The sequence below is a fragment of the Variovorax beijingensis genome (assembly GCF_007828835.1).
Lineage (GTDB): Bacteria > Pseudomonadota > Gammaproteobacteria > Burkholderiales > Burkholderiaceae_C > Variovorax > Variovorax beijingensis_A.
Map to the genome: position 1 here is coordinate 125,611 of NZ_VIVL01000002.1, position 14,884 is coordinate 140,494.

Here is a 14,884-nt window from a genome sequence, read left to right on the forward strand (position 1 = left end):
TGATGCCGAAATGCGGCCGAATTGATGCGCCGCGGCGCTGCATTCTTCTTCAGCGCGGCGGCGGCTGCTGCTGGTCGTCGGGCGAAGCGATCACGCGCGGCGCATCGCCGGACTTGGCTTCGCCGCGCGGCGGCCCGACCAGGCGCTCGACCATCTCGACCAGGCGCGGCACCAGCGCAAGCACGGCCAGCGCCAGCAGTGCGCTCAGGATGGCGGTGACTTCGCGGCCCAGGCCGCAGGCCATGCCGATGGCGGCGGTCATCCACAGCCCCGCGGCGGTGGTGAGGCCCTGCACGTGATGTTCGTCCGGGCCGCGCTTGAGGATGGTGCCGGCGCAGAGAAAGCCCACGCCCGCCACCAGGCCCTGGACCACCCGGCTCATGTCGGCCGGCGCGATGCCGGTCTGCTGCGGAATCAGCACGAACAGCGCCGAGCCGATGGCCACCAGCATGTGGGTGCGCACGCCGGCCGCCTTGCCCTGCTGCTCGCGCTCGAAGCCGAGCATGAATCCGATCACCGCCGCGAGCATCAGCCGAACGACGATGCGCGTGAACTGGGCGGCGTCGCCCACGTCCGAGAATTCGGCCGCGACGGTGTCGAGCACCTGGCCGGCCCAGCTCATGTCAGGGGAGGTCCTTGTTGGGTTCGGGCTCCGACGCGTCGCGCGGGCCCACGCGGCCCAGGCGCTCCTTCAGCGACTGCGGGCGCCCGCTGATCAGCGCGGCGTAGTTGGTGGTGTTGGCCAGCACCTTCTTCACGTAGTCGCGTGTTTCGCTGAAGGGCACGTTCTCGGCCCAGATGGCGGCTTCCATCACCGGGCCGTTGCGCCAGCTGCGCGGCCGTCCCGGGCCGGCGTTGTAGGCGGCCGCGGCCAGCGGCATGGAGCCGTCGAAGTCGTCGAGCGCGAGCTTCAGGTAGTTGGTGCCGATCGTGATGTTGGTTTCATGGTCGTTGATCTGCCCGGGCGTGAAGCCGGCCAGGCCGATCTTGCGCGCGGTCCAGCGCGCGGTGGCGGGCATGACCTGCATCAGACCCGAGGCGCCGACGCCAGATCGCGCGTCCATGATGAAGCGGCTTTCCTGGCGGATCAGGCCGTAGACGTAGGCCGGGTCGAGCCCGATGTCCTGGCTCTTGCGCAGCACCGTGTCGCGGAAGGGCATGGGAAAGCGCTGCTCGACGTCGATCATGCCCTTGGTGCGCTCGCTGGTGTTGATGCAGCGGTCCCACACCTCGCGCTGGCAGGCGAAGTCGGCCGCGGCCAGCAGCGCGCGGTCGTCCATGCCGCCCTTGTCGTGCAGGTTGGTGGCGTAGTTCCATTCGCGCGTGCCCTCGGAGCGCAGGCCGATCGCAATGGCGTAGAGCGCGCGGTTGAGCGCGATGTTGCTGCGCGCGGCGTTCTTTTCTTCGGGCGTGAGCGGCGCCGGGCGCGTGGGCACCACGGTGCGCTGGCCGAGTTCCTCCAGCGCCAGCATCTCGTAGAAGCCGCGGGTGCCCGCAATGCTCTGGTAGAGCTCGCTCGCCTGTGCGCGGCGGTCGTCGCCGCCCACCGCGCTGAGCGCGCGCGCCTTCCAGTAGACCCAGGTCGGCTCCAGCTGGGCGGTTTCGCTCATGGCGTTGATGGCGGGCACCACCTCTTTCCACTGGCCGTTGCGCAGCGCGGCGCGCACGCGCCAGCCGAGCATGTCGTCGGACAGGTCGCCGTTCTTCGTGACGTTGGCAAAGTAGCTGCCGGCCAGCGGCGAGAGCTTGCTGGCGGCCTGCCGGCCGATGGTGCCCCAGAGCCAGTTGCGCTCCTCGGCCGAAAGCATCGGGCCCCACTTGCTGTCGAGCTGAGTGGCGGCCTGCTCCGGGTCGGCCATGGCGATCTTGATGAGCGCCAGCACCACCAGCTCCTTGCGCGACTTGGCGGCCACGAAGGCGCGGCCGGTCAGGAACTTGGCCGCGCTGGCGTTGAGTTCCTCGAACAGCGGCAGCGCATCGGGCGCGGCAATGGTCACGGCGCCGCGCGCGGCCTGCGGCCGGTTGGCCTCCATGGCCAGGCGCGCCTTCTTCCAGGCGTCGTTCGGCGACAGCAGGCGGGCCGCGACCAGGCGGTCGGCCGCGGTCAGGCAGCCGTCGTCCACCTCTTTCTGCGCGAACCAGTTGCGGCGCACCTCGTGGGCCTGGGCCTGCGTGGTGTTGCCGGACTGCAGCGCCTCGACCAGGATCGCGTAGCAGCGCACCTGCGGATCGTCGCCCATGCGAAAGCCCGCCAGCGCGGCGGAAAAGCCGTCCCAGTCGCGCCGCTGGCCCAGCAGCAGCAGCCAGTCGTTGCGCAGCCGGTCTTCCTGGTAGGTGCCGGGGTAGCGGGCGAAGAAGTCCTGCACCTCGTTCGGCGCGGCTTCCTGCAGGCGGGCCTTGAGTTCCCAGTAGGCGGCCCAGGGTTCGAGCGCATGGCCGCGCGCCTGCGGCAGCAGCGCCGCGAGCCGGCCCTTGTCGCCGCGCTGGAACGCCTGCTTCATCTGGATCAGGACGTCGTCGTTGCTGTTGGCCTGTGCGGCGGCGGGCTGCTGGAAAAGCAGTGCGGCGGCAGCCAGGACGGCGGAAAAAACCAGCGCGGACGCTGCATTGCGCGGGCGATGCCGCATGGGTGCCAAAATGCTTGGGAACTGCATCGGGGGATTATGGACAAGTCAAAGGATGCCGACACCTCGGCGACCACGAGTTTTCTCAAGGATCAGGTGAGAAAAGCACTGATCGAGCAGCGCCTGGCGATGCCCGACCGGCTCGCCAGGGCCGACCTGCTGCAGCGCGTGATGCGGATCTGGCTCGTGGGCCGGCCCGACACCGTGATCGGCGCCTACTGGCCGATCAAGGGCGAGTTCGATCCGCTGCCCGCGCTGCACCGCTGGAAGGAAGACGGCGAGCTGATCGACGAGCCTCAGCGCCGCCGCATCGGGCTGCCGGTGATGAACAAGGTCCACAAGACGCTGAGCTTCCACGCCTGGTATCCGGGCTGCCAGATGGAGGAAGACGCCTACGGCATTCCCAAGCCCAAGGACACCGAGCTGATCGTGCCCACGCTGCTCTTCGTGCCCTGCGTGGGCTACAGCGCCGGCGGCTACCGGCTGGGCTACGGCGGCGGCTTCTACGACCGCACGCTGGCCGCGCTGGAGCCGCGCCCGTTCACGGTGGGCCTGGGCTTCACCAACGGCTTCCTCGAAGACTTCGAGCCCGAGGCGCACGACCTGCCGTTGGACGCCATCCTCAACGACAACGGCGTGGTCTGGCCTGCCGGCTGAGCCCGTCGCGAAACGAGCGCGGCCCAGGCCAGGAACACCGCGGAACCGGCTTTGCCGGGCCGCCGGTGTTGCCCCCCTCGAGGGGGGAGTCGAGCTACACGGAGTGAGCGAGGGACGGGGGGTGGGCTCGTTTCAATCGAGGTTGTCGACGGTGTCCGGATCGGGCACCTCGCCGATGGTCTCGCGCGTGGTGATGGCCTGCACCTGCAGCCAGTCCCAGAAGGCCTTGATCTCGGGCCGCAGCGCATTGCGCGGCCCGGCGATGAGCCAGTAGCCCATCGGCGAATCCATGCGGTGCTGCGGCAGCACCTCCACCAGGTCGCCGTTGGCCAGGCTTTCGGCGATGAGCGAACTGCGCGCCAGCGTCACGCCCTGGCCGGTGAGCGCGGCCTGCACCATCTGGTAGGCGTAGTTGAAGTAGAGCCAGCGCCTGGGCTGCGCGCGCTCCAGGCCGTTGACCTCGAACCAGCGCCGCCAGGTCAGCCATTCGAGGTGCGTGCGGTGCGCGTCGCCGGCCTCGATCAGCGTGAAGCCGGTGATGTCGGCGGGTGTCTTGATGGGCGGGCTGCTCTTCAGGAGCCAGGGGCTCGCCACCGGCGTGAGCGTTTCGCCGAAAAGGCGCACGGCGTTGGGCGGCATGACCTCGCGCGTGCCGTAGCGCAGCGCGATGTCGACGTCCGCCACCTCCAGGTCGACCGCCACGTCGCTGGCGTCGATGCGAATGTCGATCTCGGGGTTGTCGCGCTGGAAGGCCTCCAGCCGCGGAATCAGCCACATCGATGCGAAAGACGCAAAGGTGGTGAGCGACACGCTCTTGCGCCCCGCGCTCTGGCGGATCTGGCGTACCGCCGTATCGATGCGCGGCAGCGACTGCTGCACCGCGAGCAGCAGCTGCGCCCCCGCGCTCGTGAGCTCCACGGCCCGGGTGTGGCGCAGGAACAGCGCCACGCCCACTTCTTCCTCGAGCGACTGGATCTGGCGGCTCACGGCGGACTGGGTGAGCGCCATTTCTTCGGCGGCGGCGCGGAAGTTGAGGTGGCGCGCCACCGCCTCGAAGGCGCGCAGGTGCCCCGCGGAAATGGGGCGGGAGCGCAGGTGGGTTTGCGAATGCTGCATGGATGGGGACATGGGCGGCATCGGAGCATTGATGCGGATTCGGAATCAGTAGGCTACCTCGTTTTCATTGGACTGCCAACGCCATGGAAACGATCATTCATTCCCGAACTGCGCTATTGCCTCTGTCTTGTCATCGCACTTCGGAGAACGCCCAAGGAGTTTCATCATGTCCACTGCCGTCTGCACCACCGAATCGCTTGCTTCCCTGCCGTCTTCCACCCGCACCGCTTCCGCCGTTCCGCCGGCCGTGCGCCGCGGTGCCTGGCAGATTGCCCCCGGCGAGGCGATGAGCCTGAAGGCGCGGTCGGCCAGTGTGCTGCGGGTCAGGCAAGGCCGGGTCTGGGTCACGCCGGACGCCACGGCCGCCAGCCCCAGCGAAGACCTGGTGCTGGCCCCGGGCGAATCGCTGAACGTGGCCGCAGGCCAGCGCATCGTCATGGAAGCATGGGATGGCTACGGTGCCACCTACTCGTGGGACCAGGCCTGAACGGTCATCCCTCCATGGACGCAAAGGGCGGCTTCGGCCGCCTTTTTCTTTTTCAGCCGTTGATGTCGAAACTGGGGCGCAGCGCCAGGAAGTGCGCCAGCGCGGCTTCGCCCTGCAGTGCACGGATGCCGGCCATGAGGTCGGGCCCCTCGCTTTCGGCCAGGCCCACGCCAAAGCCGCTGTAGCGGCGCGCCGCGAGCGGGCCGCGGCGGAAGACCTTGATGTCGGTGTGCCGAGGGTCGCGTTCGATGCGGCGCATCAGCGTCTCCACCGCCCCGTGCGGGCCTTCGAGGTGCTGGCAGAAACGCATGCCGTCGAAGACCAGAAGGCCGGTGATGCCGTACTGGGCATTGCGCGCGCGGGCCTGGGTCACGATCGAGCCCACGGTGGCCGGTGGCAGGTCCGGCGTGAGCATGCTGCAATAGAAGACTTCGTGGAGAGCTTGCTTTTCTGTCATGCGTTCGGAAGCGGAAGGCGTGCGAAGTGTATGAATCTCCCGGGCCCTGCGAAATGTCAAAAGACACAGGCCCGAAGCCTATAGTGGCGCGTGAAATTCGAGGACCATGCACCCCCCGCCTCGCCCCCTCCGGGGCCCCATCCCTGCGAGGCCTGCGCGCTGCGCAGGATGGAAGCCTTCCTGCCGGTCGCGCCGCAAGAGCTCGAAGCCATCGCATCCTTCAGGGCCGGCTCCCGCCGCGTCGCCGCCGGCGCCACCATCATCGACGAGCACCGGCCGAGCGCCGAGCTGTTCACGCTCTATGCCGGGTGGGCCTTTCGCTACAAGACGCTGAGCGACGGCCGGCGGCAGATCCTGAGCTTTCTGCTGCCCGGCGACTTCATCGGCCTGCAGGACGAGTTTGCCGACGGCCACACGCACGGCGTGGAGGCCGCCAGCGAAGCCACGCTCTGCGTGTTTCCGCGCGGCAGGCTCTGGGAGCTGTTCCATGCCCAGCCGAAGCTCGGCTACGACATCACCTGGCTGGCCGCGCGCGAAGAAAAGCTGGTGGACGACAACCTGGTGACCACGGGCCGCCGCAACGCGGCCGAGCGCGTGGCCATGCTGCTGATGCACCTGTACCGCCGGGCCCAGCGCGTGGGCATGGTGCGCGACGGCTGGGTCGAGTTTCCGTTCAGCCAGCAGCACCTGGCCGATGCATTGGGGCTGTCGCTGGTGCATACCAACAAGACGCTGCGCCGGCTGCAGAGCCTGGGGCTCTACAAGCTCGACGCAGGCTGGCTGCGCATCCTGGAGCCGCGTGCGCTCGAGGCGCTGGGGGATTATTTCGAGCGCCCGATGCGGCCGACGCCGCTGATCTAACGCGCGGCCACCAGCTGCCGCAGGTCGTCCTGGTAGGCCTGCAGCCGGCGCACCGCCTGCTCCCGCTGGCCGGCGCTCGTGGTGTTGTGCAGCGCGGCCAGGTTGCGGCAGCCTTCCTGCAGCAGGGCCTGCTGGTGGTCGCGCCAGGGGCCGGGGGGCGGCTCGGCGATGCGCATCACGTAGGCATGGATGGCCGCGCGCGCTTCGGACACCGGGGGCTTGGTGGCGTTGAAGCCGCGCAGCAGTTGCAGTGCCTCCTGCTGGCGCTGGCGGCGCTCGGCATCGGCCAGCCGCGGGTCGAACACCGACTGCGCCACCTGCCGGCGCAGCAGCTCGCGCTGCTCCGGGCTCAGCCGGCCATAGAAATCCTCCAGGCGGTCGAGGAAGCGGTCGTATCGCTTTTCCTGCACATCGGCGGCGCTGCGCTCGAGCCAGTCCTTGCGGTAATCGGCGTTGTTCTTCGCGTACTTGCGCTCGAGCTGCTGCAGTTGCGCCGCGGTCAGGCTCAATGCCAGCTCGGTGCCCGCCGGCTCGGCACGCTCGGTGACCGCCAGCAGGCGCTCGCGGATCTGGTCCGCCATGCGGCAGGCCTGGGCCGCCGTCACGTCGTGCGGCGCCAGGGCCTGCGCTTCCCGCAGCAGGCCGGCAATCCGCGGCAGCTCGTTCTGCCGGTGCCAGCTCAGCAATTGCCCGAGCTCGTCGCGCACCTTGGGCGTCTGCGAGCCGTCGAAGTCGAGGTAGGTGTCGAGCCACCAATAGCTCACCTCGGGCAGGTTGTTGTAGGCCAGCCTGACCGTGCTGCAGCCTGCGAGCGCGGCGGCCATCAGCAGCACGCCGATAATCCGCGCCAACTTGGCGCAACGCATTCGGGTAGAAAGAAGCATGAATCAGATTCCGCAAGACAACCAGGGACCGGTCGACGTCGTCATCATGGCGGCCGGCAAGGGCACGCGCATGAAAAGCAGGCTGCCCAAAGTGTTGCATCGTTTGGCCGGGCGCGCATTGCTCGGGCACGTGACCGATACCGCCGCGCGCATCGGCGCGCGCCATGTGGTCGTCGTCACCGGCCACGGTGCGGCCGAGGTCGAGGCCGCCATGGCCGGCAACGCCATTGGCGCCGCGCTGCAGTTCGCGCGGCAGGAGCCGCAGCTGGGCACCGGCCACGCGGTGCAACAGGCGGCCCCGCTCCTGCCCGACGACGGCACGGTGCTGGTGCTGTCGGGCGACGTGCCGCTGATCGGCGAGGACACGCTGCGCGCGCTGATCGCCGCCAGCAGCGGCCGGCGGCTCGCGCTGCTGACCATCGAGTTCGACGATCCCACCGGCTACGGGCGCATCGTGCGCGCCGAAGGGCAGGCGGGGGGCGAAGTCAGGGCCATCGTCGAGCAGAAGGACGCCACCGAGGCGCAGCGCGAGATCCGCGAGATCTACAGCGGCGTGATGGCCGTGCCCGCCGCGCTGCTCAAGGGCTGGCTCTCGCGGCTGGACAACCGCAACGCGCAGGGCGAGTACTACCTCACCGACATCGTCAAGCTGGCCGCGGCCGATGGCGTGCCCGTGGTCGCGCACGTGATCACCGACAAACTCCAGGTCGCCGGCATCAACAGCCCCGCGCAGCTGGCGGCGCTGGAGCGCGCCTGGCAGCTGCGGCAGGCCGATGCGCTGATGGCGCAAGGCGTGCGGCTCGCCGATCCCGCGCGCTTCGACCTGCGCGGCGCGCTGGCCTGCGAGGCCGACGTCGAGATCGACGTCAACTGCGTGTTCGAGGGATCGGTGTTCCTGGGCGAGGGCGTGCGCATCGGCGCCAACTGCGTGATTGCCAACGCGCGCATCGAGGCGGGCGCGGTGATCCATCCGTTCACCCACATCGACGGCGAGAAGGCCGGCGTGAGCGTGGGCGAAAGGTCATTGGTCGGTCCCTTCGCGCGGCTGCGGCCGGGCGCGCAGCTGGGCGCCGAGGTGCACATCGGCAACTTCGTCGAAGTGAAGAATTCGACGCTGGCCGCCGGCGCCAAGGCCAACCACCTGGCCTACCTGGGCGATGCCAGCGTGGGGCAGCGCGTGAACTACGGCGCGGGCAGCATCACGGCCAACTACGATGGCGCCAACAAGCACCGAACCGTCATCGAGGACGACGTGCACGTGGGCAGCAATTGCGTGCTCGTGGCGCCGGTCACCATTGGCGCGGGCGGCACCATCGGCGGTGGCTCGACGGTGAACAAATCGACCGAGCCTGGCGCGCTCACCGTGGCGCGCGGCAAGCAGGTCAGCTTTGCGAACTGGAAGCGGCCGAAAAAGTAGCTCGCCCCCAGTCTTCGCGCACTTCGTGTCGCTTCGCCAACCCCCTACCGGGGGCAACACCAGCGGCCCGGCAAAGCCGGTTCCGCGGTGTTTCACGAAAATGTGCCCCTATTGCAATGGCAGCAGTGGGGTGAACTTCGCGCGCTTGAGGCTGAAGAAAGCCTTGACGTTGCGCACATTGGCGTCGGCCGTGAACAGGCGCTGCGCCAGCGCGCCGTAGTCCGGCATGTCGCGCGCCGCCACCACCAGCACGAAGTCCGGCCCCGGCGAGACGCGCCAGCATTGCTGCACGGCGTCGTCGGCGATCACGCGGGCCTCGAAGGCATCGAGGGCCGCGGCGTCCTGCCGGTCCAGCGAAATCTCGACCACCGCCTGCAAGCCATGGCCCAGCACCGTGGCGAGCCGGTCGGGCGAGAGCAGCGCAACCTGGCGCTCGATCAGCCGCTCCTGCCGCAGGCGCTGCACGCGGCGCAGGCAGGTGGGCGGCGAGATGCCCACCTCGGCGGCCAGCCGCTGGTTGGTCTGCGAGGCGTCGCGCTGGAGCGCATCGAGCAGACGGAGATCTATTGCATCCAGGGAAATTGATTCCATATTCAATTGAATTATGGAATAAAAATCCAGACATCTCGATTGATGAAAGAAAAGTTTGAAATTTCATGAATTTCGGATGCATATTTTTTCAACTGCTTCCTACCATCGAGCCTCTACTTCATTCAAAGGCAGCTCACCATGTGCGGCATCGTCGGCGCAGCGTCCCATCGCAACATCGTTCCGGTCCTGGTCCAGGGCCTGCAGAGGCTCGAATACCGCGGCTACGACTCCTGCGGCGTGGCGGTCCATGCGGGCGGGCTCGCGCGGGCGCGCACCACATCGCGCGTGGCGGACCTCGTCACGCAGGTGCGCGAAGACCATGTCGAAGGCCTGACCGGCATCGCCCACACGCGCTGGGCCACGCACGGCGCGCCCGCCGTGCACAACGCCCATCCGCACTTCAGCCATGGCCCGGGCGCCGATGCGCAAGGCGCGCGGCCGGGCCGCATCGCGCTGGTGCACAACGGCATCATCGAGAACCACGAAACCCTGCGCGCGGCGCTCGAAGCCAAGGGCTACGTGTTCGAGAGCCAGACCGACACCGAGGTCATCGCCCACCTCGTCGACAGCCTCTACGACGGCGACCTGTTCGAGGCCGTGAAGGCCGCGGTGCTGCAACTGCACGGCGCCTATGCCATTGCCGTGATCTGCCGCGACGAACCACAGCGCGTGGTCGGTGCGCGCGCGGGCTCGCCGCTGATCCTGGGCGCGGGCAAGGAGGGCGGCGAGAACTTCCTCGCGAGCGACGCCATGGCGCTGGCCGGCGTGACCGACCAGATCGTCTATCTCGAGGAAGGCGACGTGGTCGACCTGCAGCCCGGCAAGTACTGGATCGTCGACCGCAATCACAAGCCCGTGCAGCGCCAGGTGCGCACCGTGCAGGCGCACAGCGGCGCGGCCGAGCTGGGCCCGTATCGCCATTACATGCAGAAGGAAATCTTCGAGCAGCCGCGCGCCATCGGCGACACGCTCGAGGGCGTGGCCGGCATCGTGCCCGAGCTGTTCGACGGCATCGGGCAGGACGGCGCCACCGGCGCGAGCGCGCACCGCGTGTTCAAGGACATCGACAAGATCCTCATCCTGGCCTGCGGCACCAGCTACTACAGCGGCTGCACCGCCAAGTACTGGCTCGAGAGCATCGCGAAGATCTCGACGCAGGTCGAGATCGCGAGCGAGTACCGCTACCGCGATTCGGTGCCCGATCCGAAGACGCTGGTGGTCACCATCAGCCAGTCGGGCGAAACCGCCGACACGCTGGCCGCGCTCAAGCATGCGCGCTCGCTCGGCATGGAACAGACGCTGACCATCTGCAACGTGGCCACCAGCGCGATGGTCCGCGAATGCAAGCTGGCCTACATCACGCGTGCCGGGGTGGAGATTGGCGTGGCCTCGACCAAGGCCTTCACCACGCAGCTGGCCGGGCTGTTCCTGCTGACGCTCGCCATTGCGCAGACCAAGGGGCGCCTCAGCGAGGCCGACGAGGCGCGCTACCTGAAGGAGATGCGGCACCTGCCCGTCGCGCTGCAATCGGTGCTCGCGCTCGAGCCCCAGATCATCGGCTGGGCCGAGGACTTCGCGCGCAAGGACAACGCACTCTTCCTGGGCCGCGGGCTGCACTATCCGATCGCGCTCGAAGGCGCGCTCAAGCTCAAGGAAGTGACCTATATCCACGCCGAGGCCTACGCCGCCGGCGAGCTCAAGCACGGCCCGCTGGCTCTGGTCACGAGCGAGATGCCCGTGGTGGCCGTGGCGCCCAACGACACCCTGCTCGAAAAGCTCAAGAGCAACCTGCAGGAAGTGCGTGCGCGCGGCGGCGTGCTCTATGTGCTGGCCGATGGCGACACGAAGATCAAGAGCAGCGAAGGGCTGCACGTGATCCGCATGCCCGAGCACTACGGTGCGCTGTCGCCGATCCTGCATGTGGTGCCGCTGCAGCTGCTGGCCTATCACACGGCGTGCGCGCGGGGGACGGACGTGGACAAGCCGCGCAACCTGGCGAAGAGCGTGACGGTGGAGTGAGTGGGCGGGGTGCGGGGACCGGCGCCTTCGAGAGGACAATCGAAGAAACTCAGTTCGAAATCACAGCCTGCCACCACCATGCCCCGCCTCGACGACCCCCTGCACGATGCCGAAATCGGCTCCCGCGACAGCACGCTCGACACCACCCGGATCGACGACGTGCGCATCGGCGCCGTCCGTCCGCTCATCACCCCGGCCTTGCTGCAGGAGCGCGTGCCCGTGCGCGACAACACGCTGGCGCTGGTCGAAGGCAGCCGCGCGGCAATCGCCGACGTGCTGCACGGCCGCGATGACCGGCTGGTCGTCGTGGTCGGCCCTTGCTCCATCCACGACCACGACCAGGCCATCGAATACGCACAGCGCCTGAAGGCCGTCGCCGACTCGCTGCAGGACGACCTGCTGATCGTGATGCGCGCCTACTTCGAGAAGCCGCGCACCACCGTGGGCTGGAAGGGCTACATCAACGACCCGCACCTGGACGGCAGCTTCGCGATCAACGAAGGGCTGGAGCGCGCGCGGCGACTGCTGCTCGAACTGACCACGCTGGGCCTGCCGACCGGCACCGAATTCCTCGACCTGCTGAGTCCGCAGTTCATTGCCGACCTGATTGCCTGGGGTGCCATCGGCGCCCGCACCACCGAGAGCCAGAGCCATCGGCAGCTGGCGTCGGGCCTGAGCTGCCCGGTGGGCTTCAAGAACGGCACGGACGGCAGCGTGAAGGTGGCGGCCGATGCGATCCTCGCGGCCCGCGCGCCGCATGCCTTCATGGGCATGACCAAGATGGGCATGGCGGCGATCTTCGAGACGCGCGGCAACGACGACTGCCACGTGATCCTGCGCGGCGGCAAGGCTCCCAACTACTCGGCCGCGGATGTCGCATCCAGCTGCGAGGCGCTTTTGGCGAACGGGCTGCGGCCGCAGGTGATGATCGACGTGTCGCACGGCAACAGCAGCAAGCAGCACCAGCGGCAGATCGTGGTTGCCGAAGACGTGGCGGCGCAGATCGCGGCCGGCGAGCGGCGCATCACGGGCCTCATGATCGAGAGCCATGTCGAGGAAGGGCGGCAGGACCTGAAGCCCGGCGCGGCGCTGAAGCACGGCGTCTCGATCACCGATGCCTGCATCGGCTTTGCGCAGACGGTGCCGGTGCTCGAAGGGCTCGCATCGGCGGTCAAGGCAAGGCGGCGCCTGCCCAAGGCCTGAGAGCGGCCATGCCAGCGCATCGAATTTTCACGATGGCGTTTGCGAAGGTCTATCCGATGTACGTCCAGAAGGCCGAGCGCAAGAACCGCACGAAGGAAGAGGTGGATCAAGTCATTCGCTGGCTGACCGGCTACGACCAGGCGGGCCTGGAGCGGCAGATCGAACTGGAGAACGATTTCGAGACCTTCTTTGCGGAGGCTCCCGCCATGAACCCGAACAGCTCGCTGATCAAGGGCGTGGTCTGCGGTGTCCGCGTCGAGGAAGTCGGCGATCCGCTGATGCAGAAGATCCGCTATCTGGACAAGCTGGTCGACGAGCTCGCGAAGGGCAAGAAGATGGAGAAGATCCTCCGGTAGCAGGACGATCCGGCCGGAAAGCAGTTCACGGCAGCTGCATGTCCACGTCTGTCCCAAGTGCGGCACCACCCACGGGCGCGCAGGCCTCAAAGGGCATCTGCCCGCCAGCCCTCAGTCCCACGCAGGAAGCTTCTGCAGCGCATCGTTGGGTCGGCCCACGATGTCGACGCCGGTGATGCCGGCGCCGCCCGGCAGGAGCTGGACGTCGCAAACCACTTCCCAGGCATGACTTTCGGTGCGCCGTGCAAGGCACACTTCCTCGCCGGCGGCAAGGAGCTCGGCGCATTCGCCGATGCCGATCCGCCGTGCCGCGCCAAGCGCAAACTCGGTCGAGCCGAACTCCTGCTCCACCACCGGGTGAATGGCGACGAGATCGATCTTCCCATCGCTGAAATGAACAGCGGTAATTGCATGCTGGGCCATGTTCAACCTCCATTCGTGGAGAGCCCCCCGCGGGGCGGCGGCAACCGCCCTGGGCCTGGGCTCGGCCACCCACTGTACGCCCGCAACGGCGCGTCTCCTCGCCGTTGCGCCAAAGCCGACTCTGGCGAAGGGCGGCTTCCAGCGGCCGCGGCTGCACAATCCGCGCCATGCCCCGATCCCTGCCCGACCCCGGTCCTGTGCCTTACTGGCTCTACCTCCTGGAATGCGAAGGCGGCGTGTACTACACGGGGATCGCGCTCGACGTGGAGCAGCGCTTCTTCCAGCATGTGTTCGGGCTGGGCGCCAAATTCACGCGCGCGCGTCCTCCGCTGCGCGTGCTTGCGGCGCGCCCCTACCCTGACAAGGGGGCCGCGCTGCGGGCGGAGATCAGGGTCAAGGCACTGCCCCGCGCGCGCAAGCTCGCCTTCTTCGAAACCAAGGACTGACGCGCCCGCAAGAAAGAATACGCGGTTGACCGGCTGCGCTCCCGCCTGAAATTCGCTAGGCTTTGCTGGCGAACGATCCCATCGAGCGCGGAGACAACGCGATGAGCCAGGGCGCATCTCTTCGTCTGCATGTGCCGGAGCCCACGGGGCGGCCGGGGCACGAGACCGACTTTTCCTACCTCCACCTGTCGCGTGCCGGCGAGGTGCGAAAACCGCCAATCGACGCATCGCCGGCCGACACCAGCGACCTGGCCTACACGCTGGTGCGCGTGCTCGACGACGAGGGCCGCGCGGTCGGTCCGTGGACGCCCGAGGCCGACCCCGAGCTGCTGCGCCGCGGCCTGCGCGCGATGATGAAGACGCGCGCCTTCGATGCCCGCATGCTGATCGCGCAGCGGCAGAAGAAGATCTCGTTCTACATCCAGTGCCTTGGCGAGGAAGCCATTGCCACCGGCCACGCGCTGGTGCTGCAGCAGGGCGACATGTGCTTTCCCACCTACCGCCAGCAGGGCCTGCTGCTGGCGCGCGACGACGTGACGATGCTCGAACTGATCTGCGAGCTGATGTCCAACGAGCGCGACCCGCTCAAGGGCCGGCAGCTGCCGGTGTGCTATTCGATGAAGCGCGCCGGCTTCTTCTCGATCTCGGGCAACCTGGCCACGCAGTTCATCCAGGCGGTGGGCTGGGGCATGGCCTCGGCGATCAAGGGCGACACGCGCATTGCCTCGGGATGGATCGGCGACGGCGCCACCGCCGAGTCCGACTTCCACACCGCGCTGACCTTCGCCCACGTGTACCGCGCGCCGGTGATCCTCAACGTGGTCAACAACCAGTGGGCGATCTCGACCTTCCAGGCGATTGCCGGCGGCGAGGCCACCACCTTCGCGGCGCGCGGCGTGGGCTGCGGCATCGCGTCGCTGCGCGTCGACGGCAACGACTTTCTCGCGGTGCTGGCGGCCTCGCGCTGGGCCGCGGAGCGCGCGCGCAGCAACCTGGGGCCGACGCTGATCGAGTGGGTGACCTACCGCGCCGGCGCGCACTCGACCTCGGACGATCCCTCGCGCTACCGCCCGGCCGACGACTGGGCGCATTTTCCGCTGGGCGATCCGATCCCGCGTCTGGCGCAGCACCTGACGGCCATCGGCGCCTGGTCGCAGCAGGAGCATGAGCAGACGCAGGCCGACCTGGAAGCGCAGGTGAACGCCGCGCTGAAGGAGGCCGAGCGCTTCGGCTCCATGGCCGACGGCCACGTCGCCGGCGCCGCGACCATGTTCGAGGACGTCTACAAGGAGATGCCCGAACACTTGAAGCGGCAGCGCGCGCAGCTGTCCTCCGAGGGATGA

The 14,884-nt window shown here is 68.3% G+C and carries 16 protein-coding genes; 9 read left to right on the forward strand and 7 right to left on the reverse strand.

Going from position 1 to position 14,884, the window contains the following annotated elements; translation table 11 throughout:
• Positions 1-49 precede the first annotated feature (49 nt).
• Together FB547_RS06885 and FB547_RS06890 are read right to left on the reverse strand one after the other, a co-directional pair.
• Positions 50-622 (reverse strand): MgtC/SapB family protein, encoded by a 573-nt coding sequence (locus tag FB547_RS06885; RefSeq protein ID WP_145740758.1) that lies wholly within the window; start codon positions 620-622, stop codon positions 50-52.
• Between the two features lies 1 nt (position 623).
• Positions 624-2,627, reverse strand: a complete 2,004-nt coding sequence (locus FB547_RS06890; protein ID WP_410000795.1) for a transglycosylase SLT domain-containing protein — start codon at positions 2,625-2,627, stop codon at positions 624-626.
• A 36-nt stretch (positions 2,628-2,663) separates the two neighbouring features.
• Between FB547_RS06890 and FB547_RS06895 the strand changes: the two genes are divergently transcribed.
• Positions 2,664-3,281, forward strand: coding sequence for a 5-formyltetrahydrofolate cyclo-ligase (locus FB547_RS06895; protein ID WP_145740762.1), 618 nt, complete (start codon positions 2,664-2,666; stop codon positions 3,279-3,281).
• A 132-nt stretch (positions 3,282-3,413) separates the two neighbouring features.
• Here FB547_RS06895 and FB547_RS06900 read toward each other — a convergent pair whose 3' ends face one another.
• Positions 3,414-4,397 (reverse strand): LysR substrate-binding domain-containing protein, encoded by a 984-nt coding sequence (locus FB547_RS06900; protein WP_145740764.1) that lies wholly within the window; start codon positions 4,395-4,397, stop codon positions 3,414-3,416.
• A 166-nt stretch (positions 4,398-4,563) separates the two neighbouring features.
• Between FB547_RS06900 and FB547_RS06905 the strand changes: the two genes are divergently transcribed.
• Positions 4,564-4,884: a DUF2917 domain-containing protein gene (locus FB547_RS06905; protein ID WP_145740765.1), complete on the forward strand. Its 321-nt coding sequence runs from the start codon at positions 4,564-4,566 to the stop codon at positions 4,882-4,884.
• Positions 4,885-4,936: 52 nt separating this feature from the next.
• Here FB547_RS06905 and FB547_RS06910 read toward each other — a convergent pair whose 3' ends face one another.
• Positions 4,937-5,341: a BLUF domain-containing protein gene (locus tag FB547_RS06910; RefSeq protein WP_145740767.1), complete on the reverse strand. Its 405-nt coding sequence runs from the start codon at positions 5,339-5,341 to the stop codon at positions 4,937-4,939.
• A gap of 168 nt (positions 5,342-5,509) precedes the next feature.
• Between FB547_RS06910 and FB547_RS06915 the strand changes: the two genes are divergently transcribed.
• Positions 5,510-6,202, forward strand: coding sequence for a Crp/Fnr family transcriptional regulator (locus FB547_RS06915; RefSeq protein ID WP_145741984.1), 693 nt, complete (start codon positions 5,510-5,512; stop codon positions 6,200-6,202).
• On the opposite strand, the gene FB547_RS06920 is transcribed toward FB547_RS06915, so the two are convergent.
• Positions 6,199-7,053 carry a DUF6279 family lipoprotein gene (locus FB547_RS06920; RefSeq protein WP_261380241.1) on the reverse strand — a complete coding sequence of 285 codons (855 nt, stop codon included), beginning with the start codon at positions 7,051-7,053 and terminating at the stop codon, positions 6,199-6,201. The genes FB547_RS06915 and FB547_RS06920 overlap by 4 nt on opposite strands.
• A 31-nt stretch (positions 7,054-7,084) precedes the next feature.
• Here FB547_RS06920 and glmU point away from each other — a divergent pair, with 31 nt between their 5' ends.
• Entirely contained in the window at positions 7,085-8,503 is a 1,419-nt protein-coding gene (gene glmU / locus FB547_RS06925) for a bifunctional UDP-N-acetylglucosamine diphosphorylase/glucosamine-1-phosphate N-acetyltransferase GlmU (protein ID WP_145740769.1), read from the forward strand.
• A gap of 108 nt (positions 8,504-8,611) precedes the next feature.
• On the opposite strand, the gene FB547_RS06930 is transcribed toward glmU, so the two are convergent.
• A complete protein-coding gene (locus FB547_RS06930; RefSeq protein WP_145740771.1) occupies positions 8,612-9,094 on the reverse strand; it encodes an Lrp/AsnC family transcriptional regulator in 483 nt (160 codons plus the stop codon).
• Between the two features lie 138 nt (positions 9,095-9,232).
• Between FB547_RS06930 and glmS the strand changes: the two genes are divergently transcribed.
• The 3 genes from glmS to FB547_RS06945 all read left to right on the forward strand — a co-directional run bounded on the left by glmS (position 9,233) and on the right by FB547_RS06945 (position 12,672).
• A complete protein-coding gene (glmS, locus tag FB547_RS06935; protein ID WP_145740773.1) occupies positions 9,233-11,113 on the forward strand; it encodes a glutamine--fructose-6-phosphate transaminase (isomerizing) in 1,881 nt (626 codons plus the stop codon).
• A 78-nt stretch (positions 11,114-11,191) separates the two neighbouring features.
• Positions 11,192-12,316: a 3-deoxy-7-phosphoheptulonate synthase gene (locus FB547_RS06940; RefSeq protein ID WP_145740775.1), complete on the forward strand. Its 1,125-nt coding sequence runs from the start codon at positions 11,192-11,194 to the stop codon at positions 12,314-12,316.
• Between the two features lie 8 nt (positions 12,317-12,324).
• Positions 12,325-12,672, forward strand: coding sequence for a DUF2200 domain-containing protein (locus FB547_RS06945; RefSeq protein ID WP_145740777.1), 348 nt, complete (start codon positions 12,325-12,327; stop codon positions 12,670-12,672).
• 111 nt (positions 12,673-12,783) lie between these two features.
• Here the strand turns inward: FB547_RS06945 and FB547_RS06950 are convergent, their stop codons facing one another.
• The gene (locus FB547_RS06950; protein WP_145740779.1) at positions 12,784-13,095 is read right to left on the reverse strand and encodes a hypothetical protein; all 312 of its coding nucleotides are present in this window, start codon (positions 13,093-13,095) and stop codon (positions 12,784-12,786) included.
• Positions 13,096-13,262: 167 nt separating this feature from the next.
• Here FB547_RS06950 and FB547_RS06955 point away from each other — a divergent pair, with 167 nt between their 5' ends.
• The gene (locus FB547_RS06955; RefSeq protein WP_145740781.1) at positions 13,263-13,541 is read left to right on the forward strand and encodes a GIY-YIG nuclease family protein; all 279 of its coding nucleotides are present in this window, start codon (positions 13,263-13,265) and stop codon (positions 13,539-13,541) included.
• Between the two features lie 101 nt (positions 13,542-13,642).
• Positions 13,643-14,884, forward strand: a complete 1,242-nt coding sequence (locus FB547_RS06960) for a 3-methyl-2-oxobutanoate dehydrogenase (2-methylpropanoyl-transferring) subunit alpha (RefSeq protein ID WP_145740782.1) — start codon at positions 13,643-13,645, stop codon at positions 14,882-14,884.